We start from the raw sequence: 21,326 nt of genomic DNA on the forward strand, positions 1-21,326 counted from the left end.
AGGCTGCGACGATAGGTCGAAGTCAGATCACCTTCCCAGGCGCTGCCGAGGGACCTTGGTCGGCCATCTCGGCTTCCACCTCGGCATTGCCGGCGAACCACTTGTAGAAAAGCGGGATCAGGAACACGGCAAGAAAGGTCGCTGCCAGCATGCCGCCTACCACGGCGGTGCCGATGGAAACGCGGCTGCCCGATCCCGCGCCGGTGCTGACGGCCAGCGGAACGCAGCCCAGAATAAAGGCGAGCGAGGTCATAATGATGGGCCGGAAGCGCAGGCGAGCCGCCTCCAGCGCGGCCTCGAAGGGTGACTTCCCCGCCTGCCGTTGGAGCACCGCGAACTCCACGATCAGGATGGCATTCTTGGCCGCGAGGCCCACCAGGGTAATGAGTCCAACCTGGAAGTAGACGTCGTTGTTCAACCCGCGCAGCCAGACCGCCAGCAGCGCGCCGAACAGGCCGAAGGGCACGGCCAGCAGCACGGCGACCGGCAGGGTCCAGCGGCCGTACTGCGCCGCGAGGATCAGGAACACCATGATCACACCGAAGCCCAGCGCCAGCGCGGCGGCATGGCCCCCTGCCAGCTCCTGGTAGGCGGCGCCGCTCCAGGCGATATCGAACCCTTGCGGCAGGCTGGCGGCCGCCACTTCCTGCATGGCCCGCAGCGCTTGGCCGGAGGAGTAGCCGGGCGCGGCACCGCCGTTGATGGTCGCGGCCGGGTAGCCGTTGAAGCGCTCCGCCAGGTCGCTGCCGATCACCCGCGTTAGCAACAGCATGGTGCTGGCGGGCACCATCTCGCCGTTCGCGGCTCGCACGAAGACACGGCTGAGGTCATCCGGCTCGCGGCGATACTCCCCGTCGGACTGCAGGTTGACGCGATAGTTGCGGCCGAGCAGTGAGAAATCGTTGACGTAGAGGCTGCTGAAGGTGCTCTGCACCGTCTCGAACAGGGCGGTGAGCGTCACGCCCCGCGCTTTGGCGGCGTCGCGGTCAATATCGAGCCGGTAGCGCGGCACGTTCGCCTGGTAAGTGGTGCTGAGGCCGGCGAGTTCGGGCCGCTGGCCCGCCGCCGCCAGCAGACCCTGCACGGCGGCGGGCATGGTGTCGCCGCGTGCGCCGCCCGTGTTGATGATCTTCATCTCGAATCCACCCACGGTGCCCAGCCCCTCGATAGCGGGTGGGTTGATGGCGAAGGCGAAGGCGTTGCGGACCTCGGACAGCGCTCCGGTCAGTGTCCCCGCCAGCACGCGCGCGTCCTGATTCTGGCCAGGCCTCTCCGACCAGTCACTGAGCTCGATGAAGGCCGCGCCCGCGCTGCTGCTGGCTGCGTTCGAGAGAAGGTTGAAGCCGGAGAAGGACATGACCGAGCGGACGTTCGGGTCGGCGCGGAGGATGTTCACGATGTCCCGGTCGGCGGCTGCGGTGACCTCCAGCGCCGTGGCAGGAGGCATGTTCCAGACTACGAAGAGGTTGCCCTGGTCCTCCTCCGGGATCAGGCCGCCGGGAACGGTTCGGAAGAGCAACACTGTCAGTCCGCAAACCATGGCGAATGACAGCAGGCCCAGCATGCCTCGGCGCAGGAAGAAGCGGACGCCCGTCGTGTAGCGCCGCGTCAGCCAGCCGAAGCCGCGGTTGAACAGGCGGAAGGGCAGCATAGGCTGGCCATGGCCCGGCTTGAGCATCACCGCACAGAGCGCGGGCGTCAACGTCAGCGCCACGATGCCGGAAAGAATGACCGAGATCGAGATGGTGATGGCGAACTGCTTGTAAAGCTCGCCGGACAGCCCTCCGAGGAAGCCCACAGGAACGAAGACGGCGCAGAGCACCAGCACGATGGCGATGACCGGCGCCGTCACCTCCTGCATAGCCTTGATGGCGGCCTTCTTGGGCGGGAGGTGCTCATCGGCCATCAGCCGCTCGACATTCTCCACCACCACGATGGCGTCGTCGACCACGATGCCGATGGCCAGGATCATGCCGAACAGGGTCACCATGTTGATGGAGAAGCCCAGCGCGTACATGCCGGCGAAGGTGCCGAGAATGGAGACAGGGATGGCGATCAGCGGGATCAGGGTGGCCCGCCAGCTTTGCAGGAACAGGAAGACCACCACGACAACCAGAATAACGGCCTCGATGAAGGTGTGGATCACCTGCTCGATGGAGACCTGCACGAAGGTCGTGGTGTTGTAAGGCACCGTGTATTCCACGCCCTGCGGCATGGCGGCGGCCAGTTGGTCCATGCGCGCGTTCACCGCGGCCATAGTCTGCAGCGCGTTGGCGCCGGGCTGGAGGTAGATGCCGAAGGGCGCCGTGGCCTTGCCATCCAGGTTGCCTTGAAAATCGTACTGCTGGGCTCCGAGCTCAACCCGCGCCACGTCGCGTAGCCGCAGGGTGGAGCCGTCCTGACGCGCCTGGAGGATGATGTCGCCGAAGGCTTCCGCATTCGGCAAGCGGCCTTGCGCCGTCATGGCGTAGGTGTAGGCTCCGCCGGAGCCGGGCGCCTCGTTGAGCTTGCCCGCGGCGAATTGCTGGTTCTGCTCGCGAATGGCGGCCGCGACGTCGGAGGCCGCCAGCGAGAACTGCGCCAGCTTCTCCGGCTGCAGCCAGATCCGCATGGCGTACTCCTTCTGTCCGAACAGCGCGGCATTGCCCACGCCGGGGATTCGCTTGATTTCGTCGATGACGTTCCTGAGCGCGTAGTTGCTGAGGAAGATCTCGTCGAACCGCTCATCCGTCGCGCTCAGCGACACGACGGCCAAGAAAGCCGTGGACTGCTTGTTGACGGTGACCCCGACCCGCTGCACCTCGCTCGGCAAGGTGGCCAGCACGCCCTGCACGCGGTTGCTGACGTTGATGGTCGCCTGGTCCGGGTCGGTGCCGATCTGGAAGCTGGCGTTCAGCGTCATGCCGCCGTCGGTGTTGACGGATTGCATGTAGATCAACCCCTCGACGCCGTTGATCGCCCGCTCCAGCGGTGCGGCGACGGTTTGCGCCACGGTGTCGGCGTCGGCGCCAGAGTAAGTCGTCTGCACCACAACCTGCGGCGGTACGATTTGCGGGTACTGCGCCACGGGCAGCACGCGCATGGCGACCAGCCCGGCCAGTACGATGACGATGGAGAGCACCCCGGCCAGCACCGGGCGCTCGATGAAGAAGCGCGCGTTCACGGCCGGACCTCCGCGGCCTGCGTCGCCGACACCTCCACCGACGTACCCTCGGCGATCTTCACCACGCCCTCGGCAATGACGCGGTCACCGGGCCGCAGACCATCCTCGATGACCCAATCAGGTCCTGCTAGGCGGCCAGGCTTGATGGCACGTCGCTCTGCCTTGCTGTCGAGGCCGACCACATAAGCGAACGGCCCCTGGACGTCCTGCTGCACCGCTGCCTGCGGTACGCGGATGACGTCACGCACCTGTCCGGAGACGCGGATGCGGACGAACTGTCCAGGGATCAGGCGCCTGCCGGCATTGGCGAAGATGGCACGGCCACGCACGGTGCCGGTTGTCGGATCCATGGTCGCCTCGGTGAAGCTCACCTTGCCCCATGGCCCCTCGCCGGTGGTCTGGAGAACCTGCACCGGCAGGCCCTGCATGCCACTTGCGGAAAGCGTTGCAAGGTCTGGGCCGTTGAAGGCAAAGGTGACGTAGACTGGATCCATCTGCGTGATGCGTGTCATCAGCGCGTTCTCGCCGCCCACGCTGACCAGACTGCCTTCAGGCACCGCCTCCAGGCTGGTAACGCCAGACACCGGCGCGGTGACGGTGGTGTAGCCCAATTCCAGTCCCGCGCTGATCAGCCGTGCACGCGCGGCGGCCAGAACGGCCTCGGCCTGAGCCAGGGCGGAAACGGCGTTGTCGCGGTCCTTGCGGCTGCCTACGTCGGCACGCAACAGTTCTGCCGTGCGGCGCTGATCGCGGCGGGCGCGCTGCACTGCCGCCTCAGCCTCCTGCACCTGCGCCTGCACAAGGTCGGCCGCCGCCTGGTAGGTGGCCGGGTCGATGCGGAACAGCACGTCGCCTTCCTTGACCTCGGCGCCCTCGGTGTAGGCACGCTCCAGCAGAATGCCGCCTACCCGGGCGCGTACCTCGGTCTGGCGCACGGCGGTGACGCGGCCTCCATACTCGAAGGTGACCGGGGTCGGGAGCAGTCGCGCCTCGACGACGCCGACCTTGGTAGGAGGCGCGACTGCTTCAGGAGGCGCCGCCTCGCCACAGGCGGCAAGCAGCATGAGCAGGAACAACGAATGAGGGCGTCGCATGGAGTTCACCGGATTTGTGGCGGCTAAATCGTCAGAGCGCTTGCTACGTCAGCCTCTTGAGCCGTATAAATCCATATGGACGTATTTTATCTTGGTCAAGGAGGATCTCTATGGGTCGCCCACCGACAATCGACCGCAACAGGGTCATGGACCTCGCGGAACAGATCCTGCTGAAGGACGGGACGGGTGCCCTGACCATCGATGCCGTGGCCAAGGCGGCTGGAATCTCGAAGGGCGGCATCCAGTCGCGCTTCGGAACCAAGGACGACCTGATCAGAGCCATGCTGGAGCGCTGGACCGGAGAGTATGAGGCGCAGATGAGCTCTGCGACCGGCCCGGATCCGGGGCCGATGGCGGTTGTGCGAGGTCATGTCGAGATCACGATGGCCATGGACGCCGCCGAGCGCGCCCGAGCGGCGGGCTTCATGGCGGCGCTGATCGACGCCGCGGAACACCGGGCCGAGTGCAGGTCCTGGTACGCGGAGCTCTTCGGACGCCTTGATCCACGTTCCATCGAAGGACGCCGGGCCAGGGTGGCGCTGCTGGCCACCGAAGGCGCGTTCCTGCTGCGCACCTTCGGCTTGATGGAATTCGGCGATGACGAGTGGGCCAGTATCCAGGGCGAGTTGCGAGAGCTCCTCGACGGCACGATCTGAACAGGAGCGGAGGATGGGTTGGATCTACCTTGTGCTTGCTGGCCTCCTCGAGATCGGCTGGGCGGTCGGCCTGAAGATGGTGCAGGCACCCGCGACACGCTGGCTTGGCATCGCGGTTGCCCTTGCCTTATGGGCACTAGCGGCTTCCTGCTCTGGTTGGCGCAGCGTCAGATCCCTATGGGCACTGCCTATGCAGTCTGGACTGGCATCGGAGCGGCCGGAGCCTTCCTGGTCGGGATCATGATCTATGGCGACCTTGTTTCCGTGGGGCGCATCGCGGGCGTCGTGCTGATCATCGGAGGCGTGATCACGCTGAAGCTTGCCAGTTGAAGGGTGCGGTCATCAGTCGATGGCTGCCGTCGCTTCCCCGCACCCCCCCCTCCGAGAGCGGACTCGTCGCGTTCGGCCAGAATTTTGGCGGCTGGAGGTCGACTCCCCTGCCCCACCTTCTCGAAGTCAGTTGAGAGGAAACTTTGGTTGGATGGGCGGCGCCAATGCAAAGGCCTGCTCGATCTTACGACTCACACACAGCCCCTCTCATCCAGCTCCGAAGAAGGGCCTCCACACCCTTCCCGAAGCCATCCAGTGCAGGGCCGCGTTGCCCACACGAAGTCTCGATTGCCGGCGCAGCGCCCATCTTCTTCCAGCGAATGTGGGCAGATGCACGACAACATTGGCGCCCCTGGATCGACAATGTCGAACAAGCGGAAGATGCGTCCGGACCTGGCAAGTACGCCTTTCAAGGCGTGACCGAGGCGCTTAGCCGCAACCGTGATCATTCTCCGCTGCAGGCGGAGCCTCTCTCAAGCCTCGATGAATGAAGAGGCCGAGTACCATGGCAAGGCCGCAGGGGCGCAACGTCCCGATCAAGGCTCGCGCGATCTGGCTCTACGGCCAGAGCAGCTTCCTGCCTGTTCCTCCCGGTGCTTCGTTTCCCCCCTCAGGCGTTCAGGCCACTGTCCACTGTGACAACTGTCCCGGCGATCTGCCTCGCGGCAGGTGTCGCCAGGAAGGCCACAGACGCCGCCACGTCTTCGGCTTGCCATAGCGGGCACGCGGGGTCATGTCGCGCAGTGCCTTGGCGAGGGCCCCATCCGCCGGGTTCATCTCCGTGTCGGTCGCGCCCGGCTGTACCAGGTTAACGGTGATGTTCCGTAGGCCCAGCTCGCGTGCGAGGCCGCGCGTCAACGCGATCCGCGCAGACTTGGCGGCCGCATACACCGTGACGCCTGTGGAAACCGTGCGGTCGGCCAGGGAGGAGCCGATGAAGACCATGCGTCCTCCCGGAGCAAGGTGCGGGATGGCCGCCCGCGCCAGCAGCACTGCGGCGCGTAGATGGACGTTCAGGAGGGCGTCGATGTCGACCACCTCCATCTCCGCGACCATGCCGAAGCGGGCAATGCCGGCATTGTTGACGAGAATGTCAAGACCCTGACTTGTTCGACCGGCTCGTCGACCAGGCGGCCGAGGGCCGCCGGTTCGGCGCTTTCGGCCGGGATAGCGAGGCCCTGGGCTCCCATCCCCGCAATGGCACGGACTGTCTCGGCGGCTAGCTGATGACAACGTCCGCGCCTTTCTCCGCCAGTGCCAAGTCAATCGCGGCCCCGATGCCGTGCGAGCCGCCGGTCACTAGGGAGCGCTTTCCACGAAGCTCATTCATGGTCGTTCCCCTTCTCAGCTCAGCCGACACGTGCGATCAGCTTGCCGTGGTTGCGACCGTCGAACAGCCGCAGAAAGGCGGCCGGGATGTTCTCGAGCCCGTCCACGAAGTCCTCGCTGTACTTGATCCCGCCCTCTGACACCCAGGGACCGACCTCAGCCAGGAATTCCGTGTAGCTCGCGAGGTGGTCCGGCAGGGCAAAGCCCCTCATCTCGATGAACCGGTAAAGGACGAGCTTCAGCAGCTCCGGCAGCCGGTTCGGTCCGGGGGACACCCCAGGATGGGCGTATTGCGCGATCGTGCCATTGATGACGATCTGCGCCCGGATATTGAAGTGGGGCATCAACGCCTCGAACATGGAGCCGCCGACATTCTCGAACAGCATGTCCAGGCCCTGAGGCAGTGCGCGGGCGAGCTGCCGCTGAAAACCGGGGGCCTTGTAGTCGACAGCTTCGTCAAGGCCGAGCTCGTCCCGCAGGTAGCGCACCTTCTCTGATCCACCGGCGATGCCGACCACGCGGTAGCCCCGCAGCTTGGCGATCTGTGCGGCCACCGAACCCACAGAGCCCGCCGCGGCAGTGACGACGAAGGTGCCCCCGGGTTTCGGAGTCATGAACTTGGTCACGCCGAGCCAGGCTGTCAGGCCGGTGTGGCCGAGAACACCGAGCGCAGTCGACAGCGGCGCTGCCCCGGCATCAACCTTCATCAGGTCGGAGCCGTCGGTGACCCCATATTGTTGCCAGCCCGACCAGCTGACGACGTGGTCACCGATGGCAAAATTCCCATTGCGGCTCTGCTCGACGATGGCAACCGTTGGGCCGGACATGGGCTGCCCCAGGTCGATGGGCGGCAGCTCGCTCGACGCATTGCCCATCAGGCTGCGTTGATATGGATCCATCGAGATCAGCAGGTTGCGGACCAGGACCTCCCCGTCACGGAGCGAAGGCACTGCCTGCTTGATGATCCTGAAGTCACTTAGCTTGGCGTCACCAGTTGGCCGCGCCGCAATCACGATCTGCCGGTTGAAAGCATTCACGATCTGCATCTCCTTCGTCTTGCAGGAGCAATCTGGCCTCCCGCGGAACGCCGACGTAGGAAGGCTGCCCGACTAGTATCTATTCCTGGGAGGAATGCACCGGCTCAGTCGAGGCAGAGGCTAGGCTCCGAGGCGCAGATCTCTGCCAGCAATTCAGCGACCACGCGCAGACGGCCAGGAACTCTGCGGCCGCCAGCATAGACAACGTGGATCGGAGACGGTGGTGGAGCGAAGTCGTTGAGGATGCTGACCACCGTCCCGGCACGCAGGTCAGCGGCAAACAGTGCAGTCGGGCCACGCCCGATGCCGACCCCGGCTAGCACGGCGGCACGCTGGTCCCCAGCATCGTTCGACCTGATGTTGCCGGACGGCTCTAGCGAGAACTGACCGCCAGGCCCCAGGAAAAGCCATTCGGCCGTGCCACCGTGAAGAAGCGGAGTGACGAGGTTGTGGCTCCAGAGCGCGGCCGGATCGCTCGGTGTTCCATGCCGGGCCAGGTAGTCGGGCGTCGCCACGGTGCTGATGCGCAGGCTTCCGATCCGGCGGGCGATGAGTGAGGAGTCGCCAAGGGTCCCAACCCTGAACGCAAGGTCGAACCCCTCCTTGATAAGATCCACGCGGCGTTCGCCGACTGACAGTTCAACCGTCACGTTGGGAAACCGAGCGAAGAAGGCCGGAAGCTGCGGGACGATGTACATGCCGCCCAAGGCTGGTGGCACCGCCACCCGGACCAAACCAGCCGGGTTGGAACTGCCACGCGCGACGCGGTTCTCGGCCTCCTCCAGGTCACCGAGCAGGCGAACCGCCGAATCGTAGAAATCCTGGCCTGCCGCCGTTGGATGCAGGCCACGTGACGTCCGGTTCAGCAACGGCGTGCCCAACCGGGCCTCCAGCGCTGCGACCTGCTTGCTGACAGCAGGCTGCCCGATCCCCCATTCATGTGCCGCCCGGGTGAAGCTGCCACGATCCACGACGCGGATGAACAACTGCAAGGACGCAAACCGATCCATCAAGACTATTCCCCAGAAGAATGGAGAGTTTTTACACCTTGGCCAGAGCAGCAAGCGCCACTTTCTGCGACAGGATCGACGGCAAGGCGATGCTGCCGAGGGCGCGGCGGTGTCGAGGTTGGCCGAACTGCACCACAACGCTGCCAAAGTTCTGGCTCTTCAGCTGCGCGATCAAGGCGACCGGAGCGTTCCCAAGCCGCCCACGAACCGCGCACGGCGACGCAGCTGGTCCTTGGCGATCTGAAGTTCGGCCTCCTGCAAGGAGTTCGGCAGCTGTTCGTCAGCGACTCGGTCTGGATGAAGCCGTAGGTTCAGGCTCTCTGCCATGACCTGGGCCATGGTACCGGGCAGACGATCGATGCCCCCGGCAACGACCGGAACGGTCCTGGTGTTGCGAGGTTCAGGCCGCAGAGCCGCACGCAGTCATAGGTATTCAGCGGTGGCAACGCCGTGTCTCAGATGGGCCAACCCACCCGTGCGAAGTGGTCGATGTCGATGACACTGGCCTTGGCAAGCTGCTCCGTGAAGTCCGGTGCCTTGTGGTCGACGACCGTGTCGAAACCCGGCCCATCTTCGCATCGGAGCGTTGGGGCGCCCGTGGTGATATCGACTGCGCGGTCACCACGGATGCGCGCGAAATGCTAGCGACAGAGCCAGCGGCGCCACTCGCTGCGGCGACTGCCGCCGTCTCCCCTCGCTTCGGCTGACGGATGTCGCGCCGACGGGTCTAGGCTTTGAAGCTCGCCATGACTAGCGCGGCGGATGGCGGCGCTAGCCGGAGAACGCCAGGCCGGGCGCCCTCTCGCCCGTTGGGGCGGCCGGACTGCTGTATGGCATAGGCTTCGCTGAAGGCGCCGCTCGAGCTCCTCCGCCGGACAACAGCCTGCTCTGGAAGCGGCGTCCCCGTGCCATCCAAGATGACCCGTGAGACCGTTGCGAGGTCCTTCCAAGCATGTAGTCCGGGCCCGTTGGCAATCGTCCATTCGTCACCAGGCATCAGGTGAACCTACTTGAGTTGGCTGTCCTTGCTGCCCCTGCGGTTGAACCCGATGTTGACCGGCCGGCGATCCCAAGCAGACTGACAGGCAACGCAGGTTCTAACTCCTGGAAGCGCGCTGCGGCGCGCTGGCGGGATCTCCTCGCCGCACTCATGGCAGTGCGTGGTTCCTTCCCCCGTGGGAAGGTGAGCACGCGCTCTCAAGACGCCGTCCGCGACGGTGTCGTCGATCTGGTCCTGCACTGCGCTGTCTGGGGCCCATCCACTCGCCATTGTCATCACCCGGCTTGATTGCGGTCGAGGTCAATGGAAGTGGGCGCCAGGAGGGGGCCTTTCAATGAACTGCACGACGAAGCGCCAGCCTCGTCAGACCTCCTGCGAAGGCGAACTTTCGATTCTGGAACAGCGATAGGCTTGACAAAAGCGCCTCAGCTCTCCCCTCCCCCAGCGGCATCCAGAGAGTGGTCGTGTGGCTGATAACCAGCCTTGGAATGTCACCGATGATTAGGAGGATTATGTCTTTACCGAACCTGAGCGGCACAAGCATGCTCTGGCGATTAGATTAGGTAGGTGCTCATGCCCCAGATCAAACTTGGCATTGCCGCAACAATTCTTGGCTTGCTTTCCTTGGCCGCCAGCATCCCCGCTTGGGCCGGAGCGACCCTCGACACAGTCCGCAATCGGGGAATGCTCATCTGTGGCGTCAATACCGGCGTGGCAGGCTTCTCCCAGCCTGACAGCCAGGGTATCTGGCGCGGACTCGACGCCGATATCTGCCGTGCTATCGCCGCGGTGGTGGTAGGCGACGCCGCCAAGGTTCGATTCGTCCCGCTTTCTGGGCAGCAGCGCTTCCCCGCGTTGCAGTCGGGCGAGATTGACGTCCTGGTACGCCAGACCACCGCCACCATGGGCCGCGACACCAGCATCGGCCTGCGCAGTGTGGGCATCAACTTCTATGACGGCCAGGGTTTCATGGTGCGCAAGGACGCTGGCATCTCCCGCGCCGCCGAACTCGACGGCGCAACGGTTTGCGTCCAGCAAGGCAGCACCACAGAGGGCAATCTCGCCGACTGGTATAGGGCAGTGAACGTCCGCATCACGCCGGTGCTGTTCGAGCGCATCGACCAAGTGGCCACAGCCTTCAGCTCAGGCCGTTGCGACGCCCTGACAACCGACGCGTCGCAGATCGCGGCGGTGCGCGCCACCTTCCCTAATCCCGGTGACTTCGTCGTCCTGCCTGACCGCATCAGCAAGGAGCCCCTCGGGCCCATGGTCCGCCGCGACGACCAGGAGTGGTTCGATGCAATCCGATGGACTCTGAACGCGCTCATCGAGGCGGAGGAGCTAAGCATCACCGCGGCAAACGCGGAGGCCCGGCGAGCCACCGACAGTGCGCCTTCCGTTCGTCGCCTGTTGGGCGTAGATCCTGTGCTGAGCCAGCCCTTGAAGCTCTCACCGAACTGGGCCTACGACGCCATCAGGGCGGTGGGCAACTATGGCGAGGTGTTCGAGCGCAATGTGGGCAAGGACACACCGCTCGGGATGGAACGCGGACCGAACGCACTCTGGACAGCCGGCGGCCTGATGTACGCGTGGCCCCTTCGATGAGCGGCGCCCGGGCCGTGCCGTCGCCCCATCAGCGACAGCCCGGCCCGGCTCGTCACCGCGTTTGGACTTGGCCTCTTCTGAGCCAGGGAAGTGCAGGCGGGGCTAAATAGGTTGTTCTTTCCAATAATTCTTGATGTCTCCGCTTCACCCGGCAGCCTTTCAACGGGAGGTGACGTTCATGCCCGGCACCACCGAAACCCAGCGCGCGTTCTCCTCCTTGAAAAATCTCGCCACGTTTTCCGGCGAACCGGACATGGGCATGAGGTTTATGGCGGCGAGGCGCTCCCGCATCTGAGGCCGGCGAGCACCCGGTTGATCGCTCGGTTCATCTTTACGACGCCGGAGTGCCTCTGGGCGCCAGCACGGCGTGCCACGGCTCCAGGTTGTTCACCTGAGGAAGCCTGCCTCCTTCACGGTCGGCACATCAAGCGAGGTGGAGATGCGCTGGTCAGACAATATGGCCAGCCCACCTGAGGCCGCCGTTACGAATATGCCGGCCCACCACAGAAAGCGTATCAGCCAGAGAGGGCCAAGTTGCCGCCCGCGCTGTCTCCGGCGATAGCCGGCCGTGCGGAACCAATTTCGAGCGCATCAGCCGGTTCAGCCACCCAGCACAGCGCCGCGGAGGCATCTTCGGTCGGCGCAGGATAAGGCTTCTCCGGAGCGCGGCGGTAATGCACGCTCAGCAGCGTGGCCGGGCAGAACTGCGGATTACCAGTTCCCCCGGAATCAGCAGCGTTTCGGCCTGCGTGGACGATCCCGAGATCCGATCAAGCAAGTCCAGGCTCCAGGTCACCATCTGCCGCAGAGGCTGACGCACCGTTGTCAGGCCGTAACTGGCTCGTGCACCCTCTCGGATGCCGTCGAAGCCCACGACCGATATATCCTGTGGTACACGCAGGGCACACTGGCGAAGTGCATCGATAACACCAATCGCCATGATGTCGCTGATGGCCATCACCGCCTCGGGTCGCTCCCGCACGGGCAGGTTGGCAATGTCCAGCCCTGCCTGCCAACCACCGCCATAGCTGGTCACGGGCATCTCGTCCTCCCCCCGGATGAAGCGATGCGACACGTTGAAGCCGTGTTCGGCGAGGTGACTGGTGAAACCCTGCTCTCGTTCCCGCGCGGTGGAGGCAGCGACCGGTCCCATGACGATGCCGAAGCTACGGTGCCCACCCCGACAAAGGAGATCGGCGAGGACTCGACCGCCAGCGGCATTGTCGCACGCGACGGCCGCGGTGCGCAGCATGGGCAGGCGATTGATCATAACGGCGGGAACACCATGCTCCTCGCAAAGAGCTGCGACTTGGGAGGCGGGCTCGGCCGAGGATACGATGCAGCCATCGAGCCGGTACTGCAGGATCGCCTCCAGGGTCGGACGTTCCATCGGCCCGAAACCTGCATGCAGGATCAAAATGCGAGTACCGCGTTCGCCCGACTGTCGCACGACCTCCTGCAGAAGCTCGCCGTAAAAAGGATTGTCGGTGGAGCCGAGGACCAACCCGACCAAGCCGCTGCGTCCGCTTTGCAGAGATCGCGCCAGAATGTCGACGGTATAGCCCAGCACCTGTGCCGCATCATGCACTCGGCGGCGGGTGGCAGCGCTGATCCGAGTGTCGCCGTTGAGGGCACGGGACACCGTCGCGGTGGAAACGCCGGCTCGTGCCGAGATATCAGCGATTGTTACACGGGAGCGTTGCGCCAAAGCTTTGACCACCGGCAAAGATGTGCCTTCCCCTGTTACAAGCGAGAGATACGGCCAGTCCTGGCGCCTGTCCACCGAAGTTTCAAGTTTAATTAATCGATTGCATGGCTCTGTCGATCCTCGCCATGCTTCGGGCTGTGTTCCATCGCTTCGCAACCCTTCAAAACTGCGCCTGATGCTATCTTACTAACATGCAGACGATTGCACGATTCCGGTAGACGAGAGTTTGCCATCGCCATACTGTTTTTCCGTTCATGCGGAACCAACCGTGCGGCGAGGAGGACAAGAATGATCAGCAAGGTGACATCCAAGGCAGACTGGCGCGCCGCGGATCTGCAAGCTTCGGACCGGTGGATGCGGCCGCTCGATCAGCGCGAAATCGCAGACCTCATGCGCGGCTTCGAGGCGGTAAAAACCTCCGGCAAGGCGATGCTGGAGATCACCAAGGCCGATATGCCGCTTGGCACCTTTGAAGGCGTGCTCGCAGAAATCGAGAACGAGCTGGAGAATGGCACTGGCTTCAAAGTGATCCGCGGTCTGCCGGTGCAGCAGATGACCGTAGAGGATAACCGGCTATTATTCTGGTCGATCGGAACGCATCTCGGCGTGGCACGACCGCAGGGCAAAGCAAGCCAGATCATGTCCGACGTCCGAGACGCCGGTGGCACCTACCGTGGCACGAGCGGCCGTGGCTACAACACCAATGCCGAGCTGGACTACCATACCGACGGCAGCGACGTGGTCGGGCTCCTGTGCCGCAACACGGCGAAGTCCGGTGGGCTTAGCCGGCTGGCCAGTTCCGTTGCCATCCACAACGCGCTGCTGGAAACACGCCCGGATCTCGTGAAGCTGCTCTACGGCAACCTGCCACACAGCCGACAGAACGAGGAAGCGCCGGACGAGCCGCCGACCTACATGGCGCCCGTCTACAGCATGCGGGACGGGCATTTCGCCAGCCGCTACATCCGCAACCACATCCGCTCTACCCAACTCCTGAACGACCAGCCCAAGCTGTCTCCCGAACAGCATGAGGCGCTGGATGCATTGCAGAGCATGGCGAGCAGCGCCGAGTTCAGTTTCGACATGTGGCTGGAGCCTGGCGACATGCAATTCGTTAACAACCACGTCCTCTACCATTCCCGCACGCATTACGAAGACTTCGAGGAAGATGATCAGAAGCGCCATCTCTTTCGCCTATGGCTCTCCGTACCGAATAGCCGACCACTCTGCGAGGATCTCCGCCACATCTACAAGAGTGTGGACCGGGGCACCGTCCGCGGCGGCATCAAGGGACGCGGCGTGACACCAGAGCTGCTAGCCTATCAGGCACGGGCGGCGGAATCCCTCGGGATGAACAACATCCCCTACTGACAGCGTGGCGGGCCCACCTGCCGGGTCCGCCTTGATCGAGAGCCCCATCGCCAAGAATGGGGCCGACAGGGAGAGACAAGAAATGGACGGCACACGTAGGAGCGTGCTGGGCGGCGGAATGGCCGCGCTGGCGAGCGCCACGATTCATCGTGGCGCATCGGCAGCATCACCGAATGCCGGCGCATGGCCCGCACGGCCCATCACCATTATCGTGCCCTACTCGCCAGGCGGCGGGACCGATATCTTTACCCGTGCCATTGCCGAGGGCATGCGCAAGACGCTCGGCCAACCCATCGTGGTGGAGAACCGTGCCGGCGCCAACGGCGTCATCGGCGCCGAGACGGTCGCGCGCGCCGCGCCGGACGGTTACACCCTCGCCGTCTGCACGGGAGCGCATGTCATCAACCGCTACTCGATGCGCAGCGTTCCCTTCCACCCGGTGCAGGACTTTACTCCGATCTCGCTGCTCTCCGGTTTCCCTCTCGTCATCGCCATCAACGACAAGCTCCCCTACCGCGATATCGCCGGACTGATTGAGGCAGCGAAGGCGAAGCCCGGAACAATCAGCTTCGGTACAACGGAAACGGCGACCAGCTATGTTGGCAACTCCCTAGCACGGCGTGCCGGGATCTCCATGGTCGAGGTGCCGTACCGTGGCAGCGGGCCGCAACTCAACGACCTACTGGCGGGACATATCGCTCTGGCTGTCAGCAGCACCGTTGCCATTCTGCCTTTCAACGGTAATGGGGCACGCATCCTCGCTGTTACCTCACGCGAACGCTCACCCCTGCTGCCGGACGTGCCAACGCTGGACGAGGCCGGGGTAAAGGATTACGAGTTCACCGGCTCCTACGGCATGTACGCGCCGAAAGGCACATCGCCCGAGATCGCCGGCAAGCTCTACGCCGCTGTTCAGGATGCGCTGAAAGATGCCGAGACACGGAGGCGGCTCACCGATCTCGGTGCCGACATGCGCACGCTAGGCCCGAGCGAGTTCGCCACCTTCTTGCAAGAAGATGACCAGCGCTGGGCCCAGGCCGCGAAGGAAGGCCTCGTCTCCGTTTCGAACTAACCCTTGGTCAGGGTCGTCGCGGGAGGCCGCAGGCGGCGGCCCTGAAGCAGCTCGGGCGTCAGCGCCCAATCACCGCGCGAGGCATGGCATGAACGCCTTGCAGATCAGCCGGCCGATTGCATGGCAGCGCTGATCTTCAGTGCAGCGTGTAATTCGTGATCTTACTTCTGGGACGGTTCCGCAAGCGCATCAGCATCTGCGAACCACTCCGGCAAGCCAAGGAGCCGACGCGGGTTGTCTCGCACCAGCCTGGCTGCATCCACATCCGAGAGACCATGATGCAGCATGCTGCCCAGGGTCATCCGCAGCAATTCGGGCGCCGGCGGCATCCACCCGAAAAAGCAATCCGTCGTCAGCACCACGCGCTCGGCGCCGATCTCGCGGATGATGTCGAGGCACTCCGGCATTGGCAGGCGCTGAAAAGCAGGAGTGAATCCGATGGCGCAGAACTCGATCGTGCCGCCGGCCTCGGCGATCTGGCGGATGTCATCCCGTGTGGCGCCGATGGAGCGGCTGTCAGGATGCTGGAACATCACCTCTCGCACTCCAAGGCGCTTCGCCTCGGTCACCACAGCCAGGCTTTCGTGTGGTGAGATATGGCCCGTGGCCACCATCATGTCGAATTCGGCGGCGATGGCCAGGCATTCGGTTACTTCCGGCCGAACCCGTCCGGAGGCGTCGGTGGCAGTCAGACCGCGCTCCGGGTCAAGGCCACGTGCCTGTTCCAGGAACTCGGTCAGGTGATGGCTGAAGCCGCCGCGTCGCTGGTCGGCGGCGGCACCCCAGGTCGGCATGAACAGCGCGCGTGCTCCCTGCCTCGCTGCTGCCTCGACGGCGATGGGCAGGAAGCCGCCAGCGCAGGGGTTCATCGTGATCGAAGCGAAGGCCTGCGCCCGCAGCCCGAGGCGGTTCAGCCGCCAGCACATCGCCGTGGTTGGAAAGAAATGTGACTTCATGACAATGCCGGCCATACCGGCGGCATCAGCCATGCGCAGTTCCTCTGCATCATCATGCCGCGTCGGATGCGCAAAGGTGAATTCCGGAAAGCCGTGATGGTGCAGATCGACAGCGCCCTGCAGCAGCTCATCCAGCCTTGGCAGAGACGGTCCCTCTATTGGCGATAGCGCGCGATACGGCGGAACGGGGTCGAGACAGTCAGTCATGGTGATTGTCCTGCTGCGGCCGCCAGCGCGACGCATGGCGCTCAAGGCGGCTGATAAGTGTGTCCAGCGTGCCGGCCATGACCAGAACCAGCATGATGCCGAAATAGACCTGCGGTGTCTGGAACATGGTCCGGTACTGGGTAATGAGGAAGCCGATGCCGTCGGTCGCCGCCAGCATCTCGGCCACTACGACGCCAACGGTGACCAGCGCGCCCCCGACCCGCAGACCGGAGACAACGGCCGGGAGGGCGGCCGGGATGATGACCTCGGTCATCATCGGCCAGAAGCGCGCCCCCTGGGCCCGGGCCATTGTGATCAACCTGCGGTCCACAAGCTGCACGCCGGCGGCAGTGGAGAGGATCACCGGGAAGATGCCGTACAGGCTGGCGAACCAGATTTTGCTGGCCGGACCAATGCCGAACCAGGCTGTCATCACCGGATAGATGACGATCAGCGGAAGTGCGTAGACGGAGGAGATCAGCGGCAGCGCGGCGCGTCGGCCGAAGGGCGACAAGCCGATGGCAAGCCCCGCCAATCCGCCGAGGCCATAGGCGAAGCCAAGTGCTACAAGGATCTCCAGCAGCGTGAATCCGAGCGCGCTGGCGAAGAACTCCCATTCCGCAACGCCCGCCGTCAGGGCTGCGCTGGGTGTCGCAAGGATAACCTGGGGCACCCAGCCGGCGCGCGGCGCCACTTCCCACAACGCCAGTAGAATGACGAGGCAGAGCCAGCGCAGCGCAACGGGTGAAAGACGCCACCCCGCACCCGGCGAAGCAGTGCTGGCGCTCACGACTGCCTCCGGATCAGGCTCCAGATCTGCTCACGCAGCCTGCCGAAATGCTCGGTCGCCATCATTTCCCAGGTGCGCGGGCGCGGCAGGTCGATCTCGATGCGGGCCAGCACCTCCCCTGGGCGGCCGCTCAGCACGATGACCTCGTCGCAAAGATACACCGCCTCGGTCAGCCCATGCGTGACGAACACCACTGTCTTACGGTGCTGCTCCCAGATGCGCAGCAGCTCGTCGCCGAGCGTCATGCGCGTCTGCTCGTCGAGGGCGGCGAAAGGCTCGTCCATCAGCAGCACCGGTGGATCCTGGCAGAAGCCACGCGCAATGGCCACGCGCTGCTTCATGCCGCCGGACAGCTCGTGCGGATGTCGTTTCTCGAACCCCTTGAGGCCTACGAGATGCAGCAGCTCCTCTGCCTTCGCCTCGCGTTCGGCGCGCTTCACGCCGCGTAGCTTCAGCGGAAAGGCAACATTCTCCTGCGCCGTTCGCCAAGGAAGCAGGCTTGCCTCCTGGAACACTACGCCGATACGGTCCGGTGCCGGCCCGTTGATCGGCGAACCGCGCACGGTGATGTTTCCTTCGCTCGGCTTGACGAGGCCCGCCATCATCATCAGCAGCGATGATTTGCCACAGCCAGAAGGCCCTACCAGCCCCACGAAGCGGCCAGGCGCGATCGAAAGGTTGATGTTGCGCAGTGCCAGCACCTCACCCCGACCGGTCTGGTAGCGGTGAGTAATGCCGCTCACCTCGATCTCGGATGGCTGCGAGGTCATGGCTTCGGCACGGCGCGGTGCGGCGAGGTCAAGGCTCATGAGCTCCTCCAGGCGCCGGCACGGCGTTCCAGCACGCGCAGCGTCTCGTTCACGATGATGCTGAGGCCGGCTGCGATCAGAACGCCAGCGAAAAGCTCGGGCATGCGAAAGCTTTCGCCCCAGGTGCTGAAGCGTTGGCCGAGGCCGGCGCGGGAGACATACATTTCGGCAAAGATCACGCCGGCGATGTTGAAGATCATGCCCAGCCTGAGGCCTTCGAGGATCAGCGGCAGCATGGCGTTCCAGTGGATCTCCAGCCATATCTGCCGCCGTGTCGCGCCATTGGCCCGCGCCAACCGCAGCAACTCCTCCGGCACAGCGGCTACGGCGGCGGAGGTTGCGATCACCAGGACGAACAGCGCCTGGAAAACGCCGAACGCCACCTTCTGCCCGAAGCCGATGCCGAACAGCAGAATGAAGACCGGAAGAAACACCGATTTCGGCACCGCTGCGACGAAATGAAAAAACGGCTTAAAGGCGCGGCCGAGATAAGCGCTCTCCGCCAGAACCAGCCCTATGCCGATCCCAAGCGGTGCCGCAATGATGCCGGCGAGCAACAATTCTTGGATGGTAACCCAGAGGTGGCGGCGGAACTCACCCTCCGAGAGCAGTTCCACCACCTTAGGGAGCACGATGCTGGGCGGCGGAAGCAGACGCGGATCGGCGAGGCCGCTGCGGCTGGCCACTTCCCAGATCAGGAAGAAGCCGAGCACTGCTGCCGCCTGCGCCAGCATGACTCCGCGGTCGGCACGCATACTCATCAGGCCGCGTCCGGCTTGATCGGCAGGAAGCGCGTTGAAACCAGGTCCTTGGCCGTAGGAAGGTCACGCAGCCCGGCCAGGCGAGCGAGCCCGAGAGAATTTTCTACCCAGCCCTCCTCTATGGCGCCGTCATCCGAGAGGTTCTTGATCGTGTTCTCGTATTCCAGCTTCGCCACAGCGGGCGGAAAGCGGCTGTGCTCCTCGATGAAGCGGGTCGTCCAGTCGGGATTCTGCTTCATATGGCGAATGGCAGAGTAGATGGCTACCAACGCCTTCTGGATGTCCTCGGCGCGCGATTGCAGCAGCTTGTCGGGCGCGACCCAGACATCGGGCAGATTCGGTTCCATCGCTGTACCGAGATCGACCACGACCTTGCCATCGCCCGAAGTTTCCAGCTGATAAGATAACGGCGGATAGGCGACGATGGCATCGACGTTGCCCGCCAGCAGGCCAGGGATCATACCGCCGCCGCCGAGCGGGATCCGTGACACCAGGCCGCCCGCCTGCTGCCCAGCCCAGAGAGCGAAGAAGTCGGTCGTCGAGCCATTGGAGCTGACGCCGATCTTCTTACGCGCCAGATCCTTGATGCTGGTCAGCGGGCTGTCCTTCTTCGCCATGATCTTCCAGCCCCGCGGCGTCAGCGTGCCGGCAGCGATGATGGTGGCGGCAACGCCGCGTTGCTTGGCAAGCGCCACACCGGGTGGAAAGTAGTTTACCAAGTCCGCTTCGCCGGCCGCGATGGCTTCCATAGCGGCCGAACCGCCCGCAAAACCGGTGAACTCCACGGTCAAGCCCTGCTTCTTGAACAGCCCGAGCGCATTGGCTGCATGGACCGGCAAGACGGGCCCGTAGTTCGGCGTACCGCCCACGCGCAACTTCGCGCCCTGAGCAAAGGCGGGGCGGGCCAAGCCGGTGGATGCAAGAAAACCAGCGCCGGCGCCAACAATGGCGGTGCGGCGCGTCAGCATAACGCGCATGAACGTCTCTCCCCGTTACCCGGTCGAATACCGCCGGCATTGGCACGGAAACTAGCGACTCCGATGCGGTAGTGTCTATCCAAATGTGCGCACGTGTGCGCAACATTTTAGATGGTCAGGAATCCAGTACGCTGTGATCAGTCCGGTCTGACATCACACAAGCAGAGGCAAAGAGGATCATCTTGGGCATTGTCGCGCATCCGTTTGCGCAGTCTTCTCAGGCCGTGGCCTCTTTCATAATGTTATGGCCATGCCACCATCTCACATGACGCCATCGCGCCCGTCAGACCCAGGATTGGTCGAGCGTGTGACGGTGGTTACCCTTGCCCGCCTGGCTGGCGTATCGCATTCGACCGTTTCGCGGGCGCTGAACGGCGATCCCAGGATTTCCTCTGCTACCAGGGAAAGGATCACTGCGATCGCCATTGACCAGGGCTACATGCCGGATGCCTTGGCACGAACCCTCTCAGGCGGCCGCAGTGGACTGATCGGGCTGGTGCTGGGGCCGGTCGAGAACCCCTTCTACATCTCCATGCTACAGGAGGTGGTGGCGCAGGCGGCGGTGCGTGGGTTGCGCCCCCTGATTCTGCATCTCGGCGCCGGCTCGGCCGAGGAGGATACATTACGGGCGCTGCACCAGTATCGCGTCGATGGCTGTCTCGTAACCTCGGCTCAACTGTCGTCGGACATTGCGGATCTATGCGGCCGTCGAGGCGTGCCTGTAGTGATGCTTAATCGTGTCACTCGGCTCCATGCCTCATCTGTGTCCAGCGACAACATCGCCGGTGCCGAACAGATGGCTCATTTCCTGCTATCAGAAGGTCACCGTAGTTTTGCTTTCGTTGGTACGGATACGGCCAGCTCGACTGCGCAGGAGCGTGAGGAAGGATTCTGCCGCGCTCTCTCCACCGCCGGCTTTGGCGTGACGCGGTTTAGCGGCCAAAGCTCAAGTTGGCTTGGCGGCTTTGCAGCGGGAGAGGAAATTGCTTCGCTGCCACAGGACGCACGTCCGCATGCCATCTTCGCTGTAAGCGACATCATGGCGCTCGGTGTCATAGATGCGCTGCGGCGCCACGGTCTCCGTGTTCCAGAGGATGTCTCCGTGGCAGGCTTCGATGACATTGCTGAAGCTTCACGACCAACCTACAATCTCTCAACCATCGCGCAACCCCTGGTTACCATGGTGCAGCGTGGGATGGATCTTCTGCTAGCGCGGATCCGGAACCCCGACTTGCCACACGAGACGGTGCTACTTCGTGGACGACTTGTCGCGCGCGGCACAACGCGACCCCGCATGATTCAGGACAAGCTCTAGAAGCAGCGGCCTAACAAGGCTGAAGGCGCTACGGCTTGCGTTCAGCCATGACTGGAGACGACATCTTTAGCCGTTCAAGGGTTATGCGACCGGGTCACTGACCAGGGTTCCGGACCTCCGCCACTCGCAGTCCCAA

General features: G+C 64.1%; 20 protein-coding genes. 6 read left to right on the top strand and 14 right to left on the bottom strand.

Going from position 1 to position 21,326, the window contains the following annotated elements; genetic code table 11:
- Positions 1 to 22 precede the first annotated feature (22 nt).
- Both ACFOD4_RS10480 and ACFOD4_RS10485 read right to left on the bottom strand, forming a co-directional pair.
- Positions 23 to 3,163 carry an efflux RND transporter permease subunit gene (locus ACFOD4_RS10480; RefSeq protein WP_379596218.1) on the bottom strand — a complete coding sequence of 1,047 codons (3,141 nt, stop codon included), beginning with the start codon at positions 3,161 to 3,163 and terminating at the stop codon, positions 23 to 25.
- Complete coding sequence (locus tag ACFOD4_RS10485; protein WP_379596220.1) at positions 3,160 to 4,257, bottom strand: efflux RND transporter periplasmic adaptor subunit; 1,098 nt, start codon at positions 4,255 to 4,257, stop codon at positions 3,160 to 3,162. Before ACFOD4_RS10485 ends, ACFOD4_RS10480 begins: the two co-directional genes overlap by 4 nt.
- Before the next feature lie 110 nt (positions 4,258 to 4,367).
- On the opposite strand from ACFOD4_RS10485, the gene ACFOD4_RS10490 reads away from it, so the two are divergent.
- Both ACFOD4_RS10490 and ACFOD4_RS10495 read left to right on the top strand, forming a co-directional pair.
- On the top strand, positions 4,368 to 4,913 hold the full coding sequence (locus ACFOD4_RS10490) for a TetR/AcrR family transcriptional regulator (RefSeq protein ID WP_379596222.1): 546 nt from the start codon (positions 4,368 to 4,370) through the stop codon (positions 4,911 to 4,913).
- 129 nt (positions 4,914 to 5,042) lie between these two features.
- Positions 5,043 to 5,243 (top strand): DMT family transporter, encoded by a 201-nt coding sequence (locus tag ACFOD4_RS10495; RefSeq protein ID WP_379596224.1) that lies wholly within the window; start codon positions 5,043 to 5,045, stop codon positions 5,241 to 5,243.
- Positions 5,244 to 5,861: 618 nt separating this feature from the next.
- Here the strand turns inward: ACFOD4_RS10495 and ACFOD4_RS10500 are convergent.
- The 5 genes from ACFOD4_RS10500 to ACFOD4_RS10520 form a co-directional block, all read right to left on the bottom strand.
- Positions 5,862 to 6,509 (bottom strand): SDR family NAD(P)-dependent oxidoreductase, encoded by a 648-nt coding sequence (locus tag ACFOD4_RS10500; RefSeq protein WP_456316884.1) that lies wholly within the window; start codon positions 6,507 to 6,509, stop codon positions 5,862 to 5,864.
- Between the two features lie 83 nt (positions 6,510 to 6,592).
- The gene (locus tag ACFOD4_RS10505; RefSeq protein WP_379596227.1) at positions 6,593 to 7,585 is read right to left on the bottom strand and encodes an NADP-dependent oxidoreductase; all 993 of its coding nucleotides are present in this window, start codon (positions 7,583 to 7,585) and stop codon (positions 6,593 to 6,595) included.
- A gap of 128 nt (positions 7,586 to 7,713) precedes the next feature.
- A complete protein-coding gene (locus ACFOD4_RS10510; RefSeq protein ID WP_379596229.1) occupies positions 7,714 to 8,619 on the bottom strand; it encodes a LysR family transcriptional regulator in 906 nt (301 codons plus the stop codon).
- Between the two features lie 31 nt (positions 8,620 to 8,650).
- Entirely contained in the window at positions 8,651 to 8,794 is a 144-nt protein-coding gene (locus tag ACFOD4_RS10515; protein ID WP_379596231.1) for a hypothetical protein, read from the bottom strand.
- A gap of 831 nt (positions 8,795 to 9,625) precedes the next feature.
- The gene (locus tag ACFOD4_RS10520) at positions 9,626 to 9,895 is read right to left on the bottom strand and encodes a DksA/TraR family C4-type zinc finger protein (RefSeq protein WP_456316885.1); all 270 of its coding nucleotides are present in this window, start codon (positions 9,893 to 9,895) and stop codon (positions 9,626 to 9,628) included.
- A 348-nt stretch (positions 9,896 to 10,243) separates the two neighbouring features.
- Between ACFOD4_RS10520 and ACFOD4_RS10525 the strand changes: the two genes are divergently transcribed.
- On the top strand, positions 10,244 to 11,224 hold the full coding sequence (locus ACFOD4_RS10525; RefSeq protein ID WP_379596233.1) for an amino acid ABC transporter substrate-binding protein: 981 nt from the start codon (positions 10,244 to 10,246) through the stop codon (positions 11,222 to 11,224).
- 515 nt (positions 11,225 to 11,739) lie between these two features.
- Here the strand turns inward: ACFOD4_RS10525 and ACFOD4_RS10530 are convergent.
- Positions 11,740 to 11,904 (bottom strand): alpha/beta hydrolase fold domain-containing protein, encoded by a 165-nt coding sequence (locus ACFOD4_RS10530; protein WP_379596235.1) that lies wholly within the window; start codon positions 11,902 to 11,904, stop codon positions 11,740 to 11,742.
- Between the two features lie 2 nt (positions 11,905 to 11,906).
- Entirely contained in the window at positions 11,907 to 12,944 is a 1,038-nt protein-coding gene (locus ACFOD4_RS10535) for a LacI family DNA-binding transcriptional regulator (RefSeq protein WP_379596359.1), read from the bottom strand.
- A 276-nt stretch (positions 12,945 to 13,220) separates the two neighbouring features.
- Between ACFOD4_RS10535 and ACFOD4_RS10540 the strand changes: the two genes are divergently transcribed.
- Both ACFOD4_RS10540 and ACFOD4_RS10545 read left to right on the top strand, forming a co-directional pair.
- Positions 13,221 to 14,303: a TauD/TfdA family dioxygenase gene (locus ACFOD4_RS10540; RefSeq protein WP_379596237.1), complete on the top strand. Its 1,083-nt coding sequence runs from the start codon at positions 13,221 to 13,223 to the stop codon at positions 14,301 to 14,303.
- A gap of 82 nt (positions 14,304 to 14,385) precedes the next feature.
- Positions 14,386 to 15,375 (top strand): Bug family tripartite tricarboxylate transporter substrate binding protein, encoded by a 990-nt coding sequence (locus tag ACFOD4_RS10545; protein WP_379596238.1) that lies wholly within the window; start codon positions 14,386 to 14,388, stop codon positions 15,373 to 15,375.
- Positions 15,376 to 15,536: 161 nt separating this feature from the next.
- Here ACFOD4_RS10545 and ACFOD4_RS10550 read toward each other — a convergent pair whose 3' ends face one another.
- From ACFOD4_RS10550 to ACFOD4_RS10570, 5 genes are read right to left on the bottom strand one after another with little or no spacing between them, the layout of a single operon-like run.
- Positions 15,537 to 16,538: a DUF6282 family protein gene (locus tag ACFOD4_RS10550; RefSeq protein ID WP_379596240.1), complete on the bottom strand. Its 1,002-nt coding sequence runs from the start codon at positions 16,536 to 16,538 to the stop codon at positions 15,537 to 15,539.
- Positions 16,531 to 17,328: an ABC transporter permease gene (locus ACFOD4_RS10555; protein ID WP_379596241.1), complete on the bottom strand. Its 798-nt coding sequence runs from the start codon at positions 17,326 to 17,328 to the stop codon at positions 16,531 to 16,533. The genes ACFOD4_RS10550 and ACFOD4_RS10555 overlap by 8 nt, the downstream gene beginning before the upstream one ends.
- Positions 17,325 to 18,137 carry an ABC transporter ATP-binding protein gene (locus tag ACFOD4_RS10560; RefSeq protein ID WP_379596243.1) on the bottom strand — a complete coding sequence of 271 codons (813 nt, stop codon included), beginning with the start codon at positions 18,135 to 18,137 and terminating at the stop codon, positions 17,325 to 17,327. The genes ACFOD4_RS10555 and ACFOD4_RS10560 overlap by 4 nt, the downstream gene beginning before the upstream one ends.
- Positions 18,134 to 18,898: an ABC transporter permease gene (locus ACFOD4_RS10565; protein WP_379596245.1), complete on the bottom strand. Its 765-nt coding sequence runs from the start codon at positions 18,896 to 18,898 to the stop codon at positions 18,134 to 18,136. The genes ACFOD4_RS10560 and ACFOD4_RS10565 overlap by 4 nt, the downstream gene beginning before the upstream one ends.
- Positions 18,898 to 19,866 (bottom strand): ABC transporter substrate-binding protein, encoded by a 969-nt coding sequence (locus ACFOD4_RS10570; protein WP_379596247.1) that lies wholly within the window; start codon positions 19,864 to 19,866, stop codon positions 18,898 to 18,900. The genes ACFOD4_RS10565 and ACFOD4_RS10570 overlap by 1 nt, the downstream gene beginning before the upstream one ends.
- A 316-nt stretch (positions 19,867 to 20,182) precedes the next feature.
- On the opposite strand from ACFOD4_RS10570, the gene ACFOD4_RS10575 reads away from it, so the two are divergent.
- Entirely contained in the window at positions 20,183 to 21,190 is a 1,008-nt protein-coding gene (locus ACFOD4_RS10575) for a LacI family DNA-binding transcriptional regulator (RefSeq protein ID WP_379596248.1), read from the top strand.
- The last annotated feature ends 136 nt before the right edge of the window (positions 21,191 to 21,326 follow it).

Origin of the sequence: Teichococcus globiformis (genome assembly GCF_042646265.1) — a bacterium.
Taxonomy (GTDB): Bacteria; Pseudomonadota; Alphaproteobacteria; order Acetobacterales; family Acetobacteraceae; genus Pseudoroseomonas; species Pseudoroseomonas globiformis.

What these genes read in the sequence shown, in the direction of transcription:
- ACFOD4_RS10520 (WP_456316885.1), bottom strand. Translation starts at nt 9,895, where the DNA reads ATGACAATGGCGAGTGGATGGGCCCCAGACAGCGCAGTGCAGGACCAG.
- ACFOD4_RS10490 (WP_379596222.1), top strand. Translation starts at nt 4,368, where the DNA reads ATGGGTCGCCCACCGACAATCGACCGCAACAGGGTCATGGACCTCGCG.
- ACFOD4_RS10560 (WP_379596243.1), bottom strand. Translation starts at nt 18,137, where the DNA reads ATGAGCCTTGACCTCGCCGCACCGCGCCGTGCCGAAGCCATGACCTCG.
- ACFOD4_RS10485 (WP_379596220.1), bottom strand. Translation starts at nt 4,257, where the DNA reads ATGCGACGCCCTCATTCGTTGTTCCTGCTCATGCTGCTTGCCGCCTGT.
- ACFOD4_RS10565 (WP_379596245.1), bottom strand. Translation starts at nt 18,898, where the DNA reads ATGAGTATGCGTGCCGACCGCGGAGTCATGCTGGCGCAGGCGGCAGCA.
- ACFOD4_RS10550 (WP_379596240.1), bottom strand. Translation starts at nt 16,538, where the DNA reads ATGACTGACTGTCTCGACCCCGTTCCGCCGTATCGCGCGCTATCGCCA.
- ACFOD4_RS10495 (WP_379596224.1), top strand. Translation starts at nt 5,043, where the DNA reads ATGGGCACTAGCGGCTTCCTGCTCTGGTTGGCGCAGCGTCAGATCCCT.
- ACFOD4_RS10540 (WP_379596237.1), top strand. Translation starts at nt 13,221, where the DNA reads ATGATCAGCAAGGTGACATCCAAGGCAGACTGGCGCGCCGCGGATCTG.
- ACFOD4_RS10545 (WP_379596238.1), top strand. Translation starts at nt 14,386, where the DNA reads ATGGACGGCACACGTAGGAGCGTGCTGGGCGGCGGAATGGCCGCGCTG.
- ACFOD4_RS10510 (WP_379596229.1), bottom strand. Translation starts at nt 8,619, where the DNA reads ATGGATCGGTTTGCGTCCTTGCAGTTGTTCATCCGCGTCGTGGATCGT.
- ACFOD4_RS10570 (WP_379596247.1), bottom strand. Translation starts at nt 19,866, where the DNA reads ATGCTGACGCGCCGCACCGCCATTGTTGGCGCCGGCGCTGGTTTTCTT.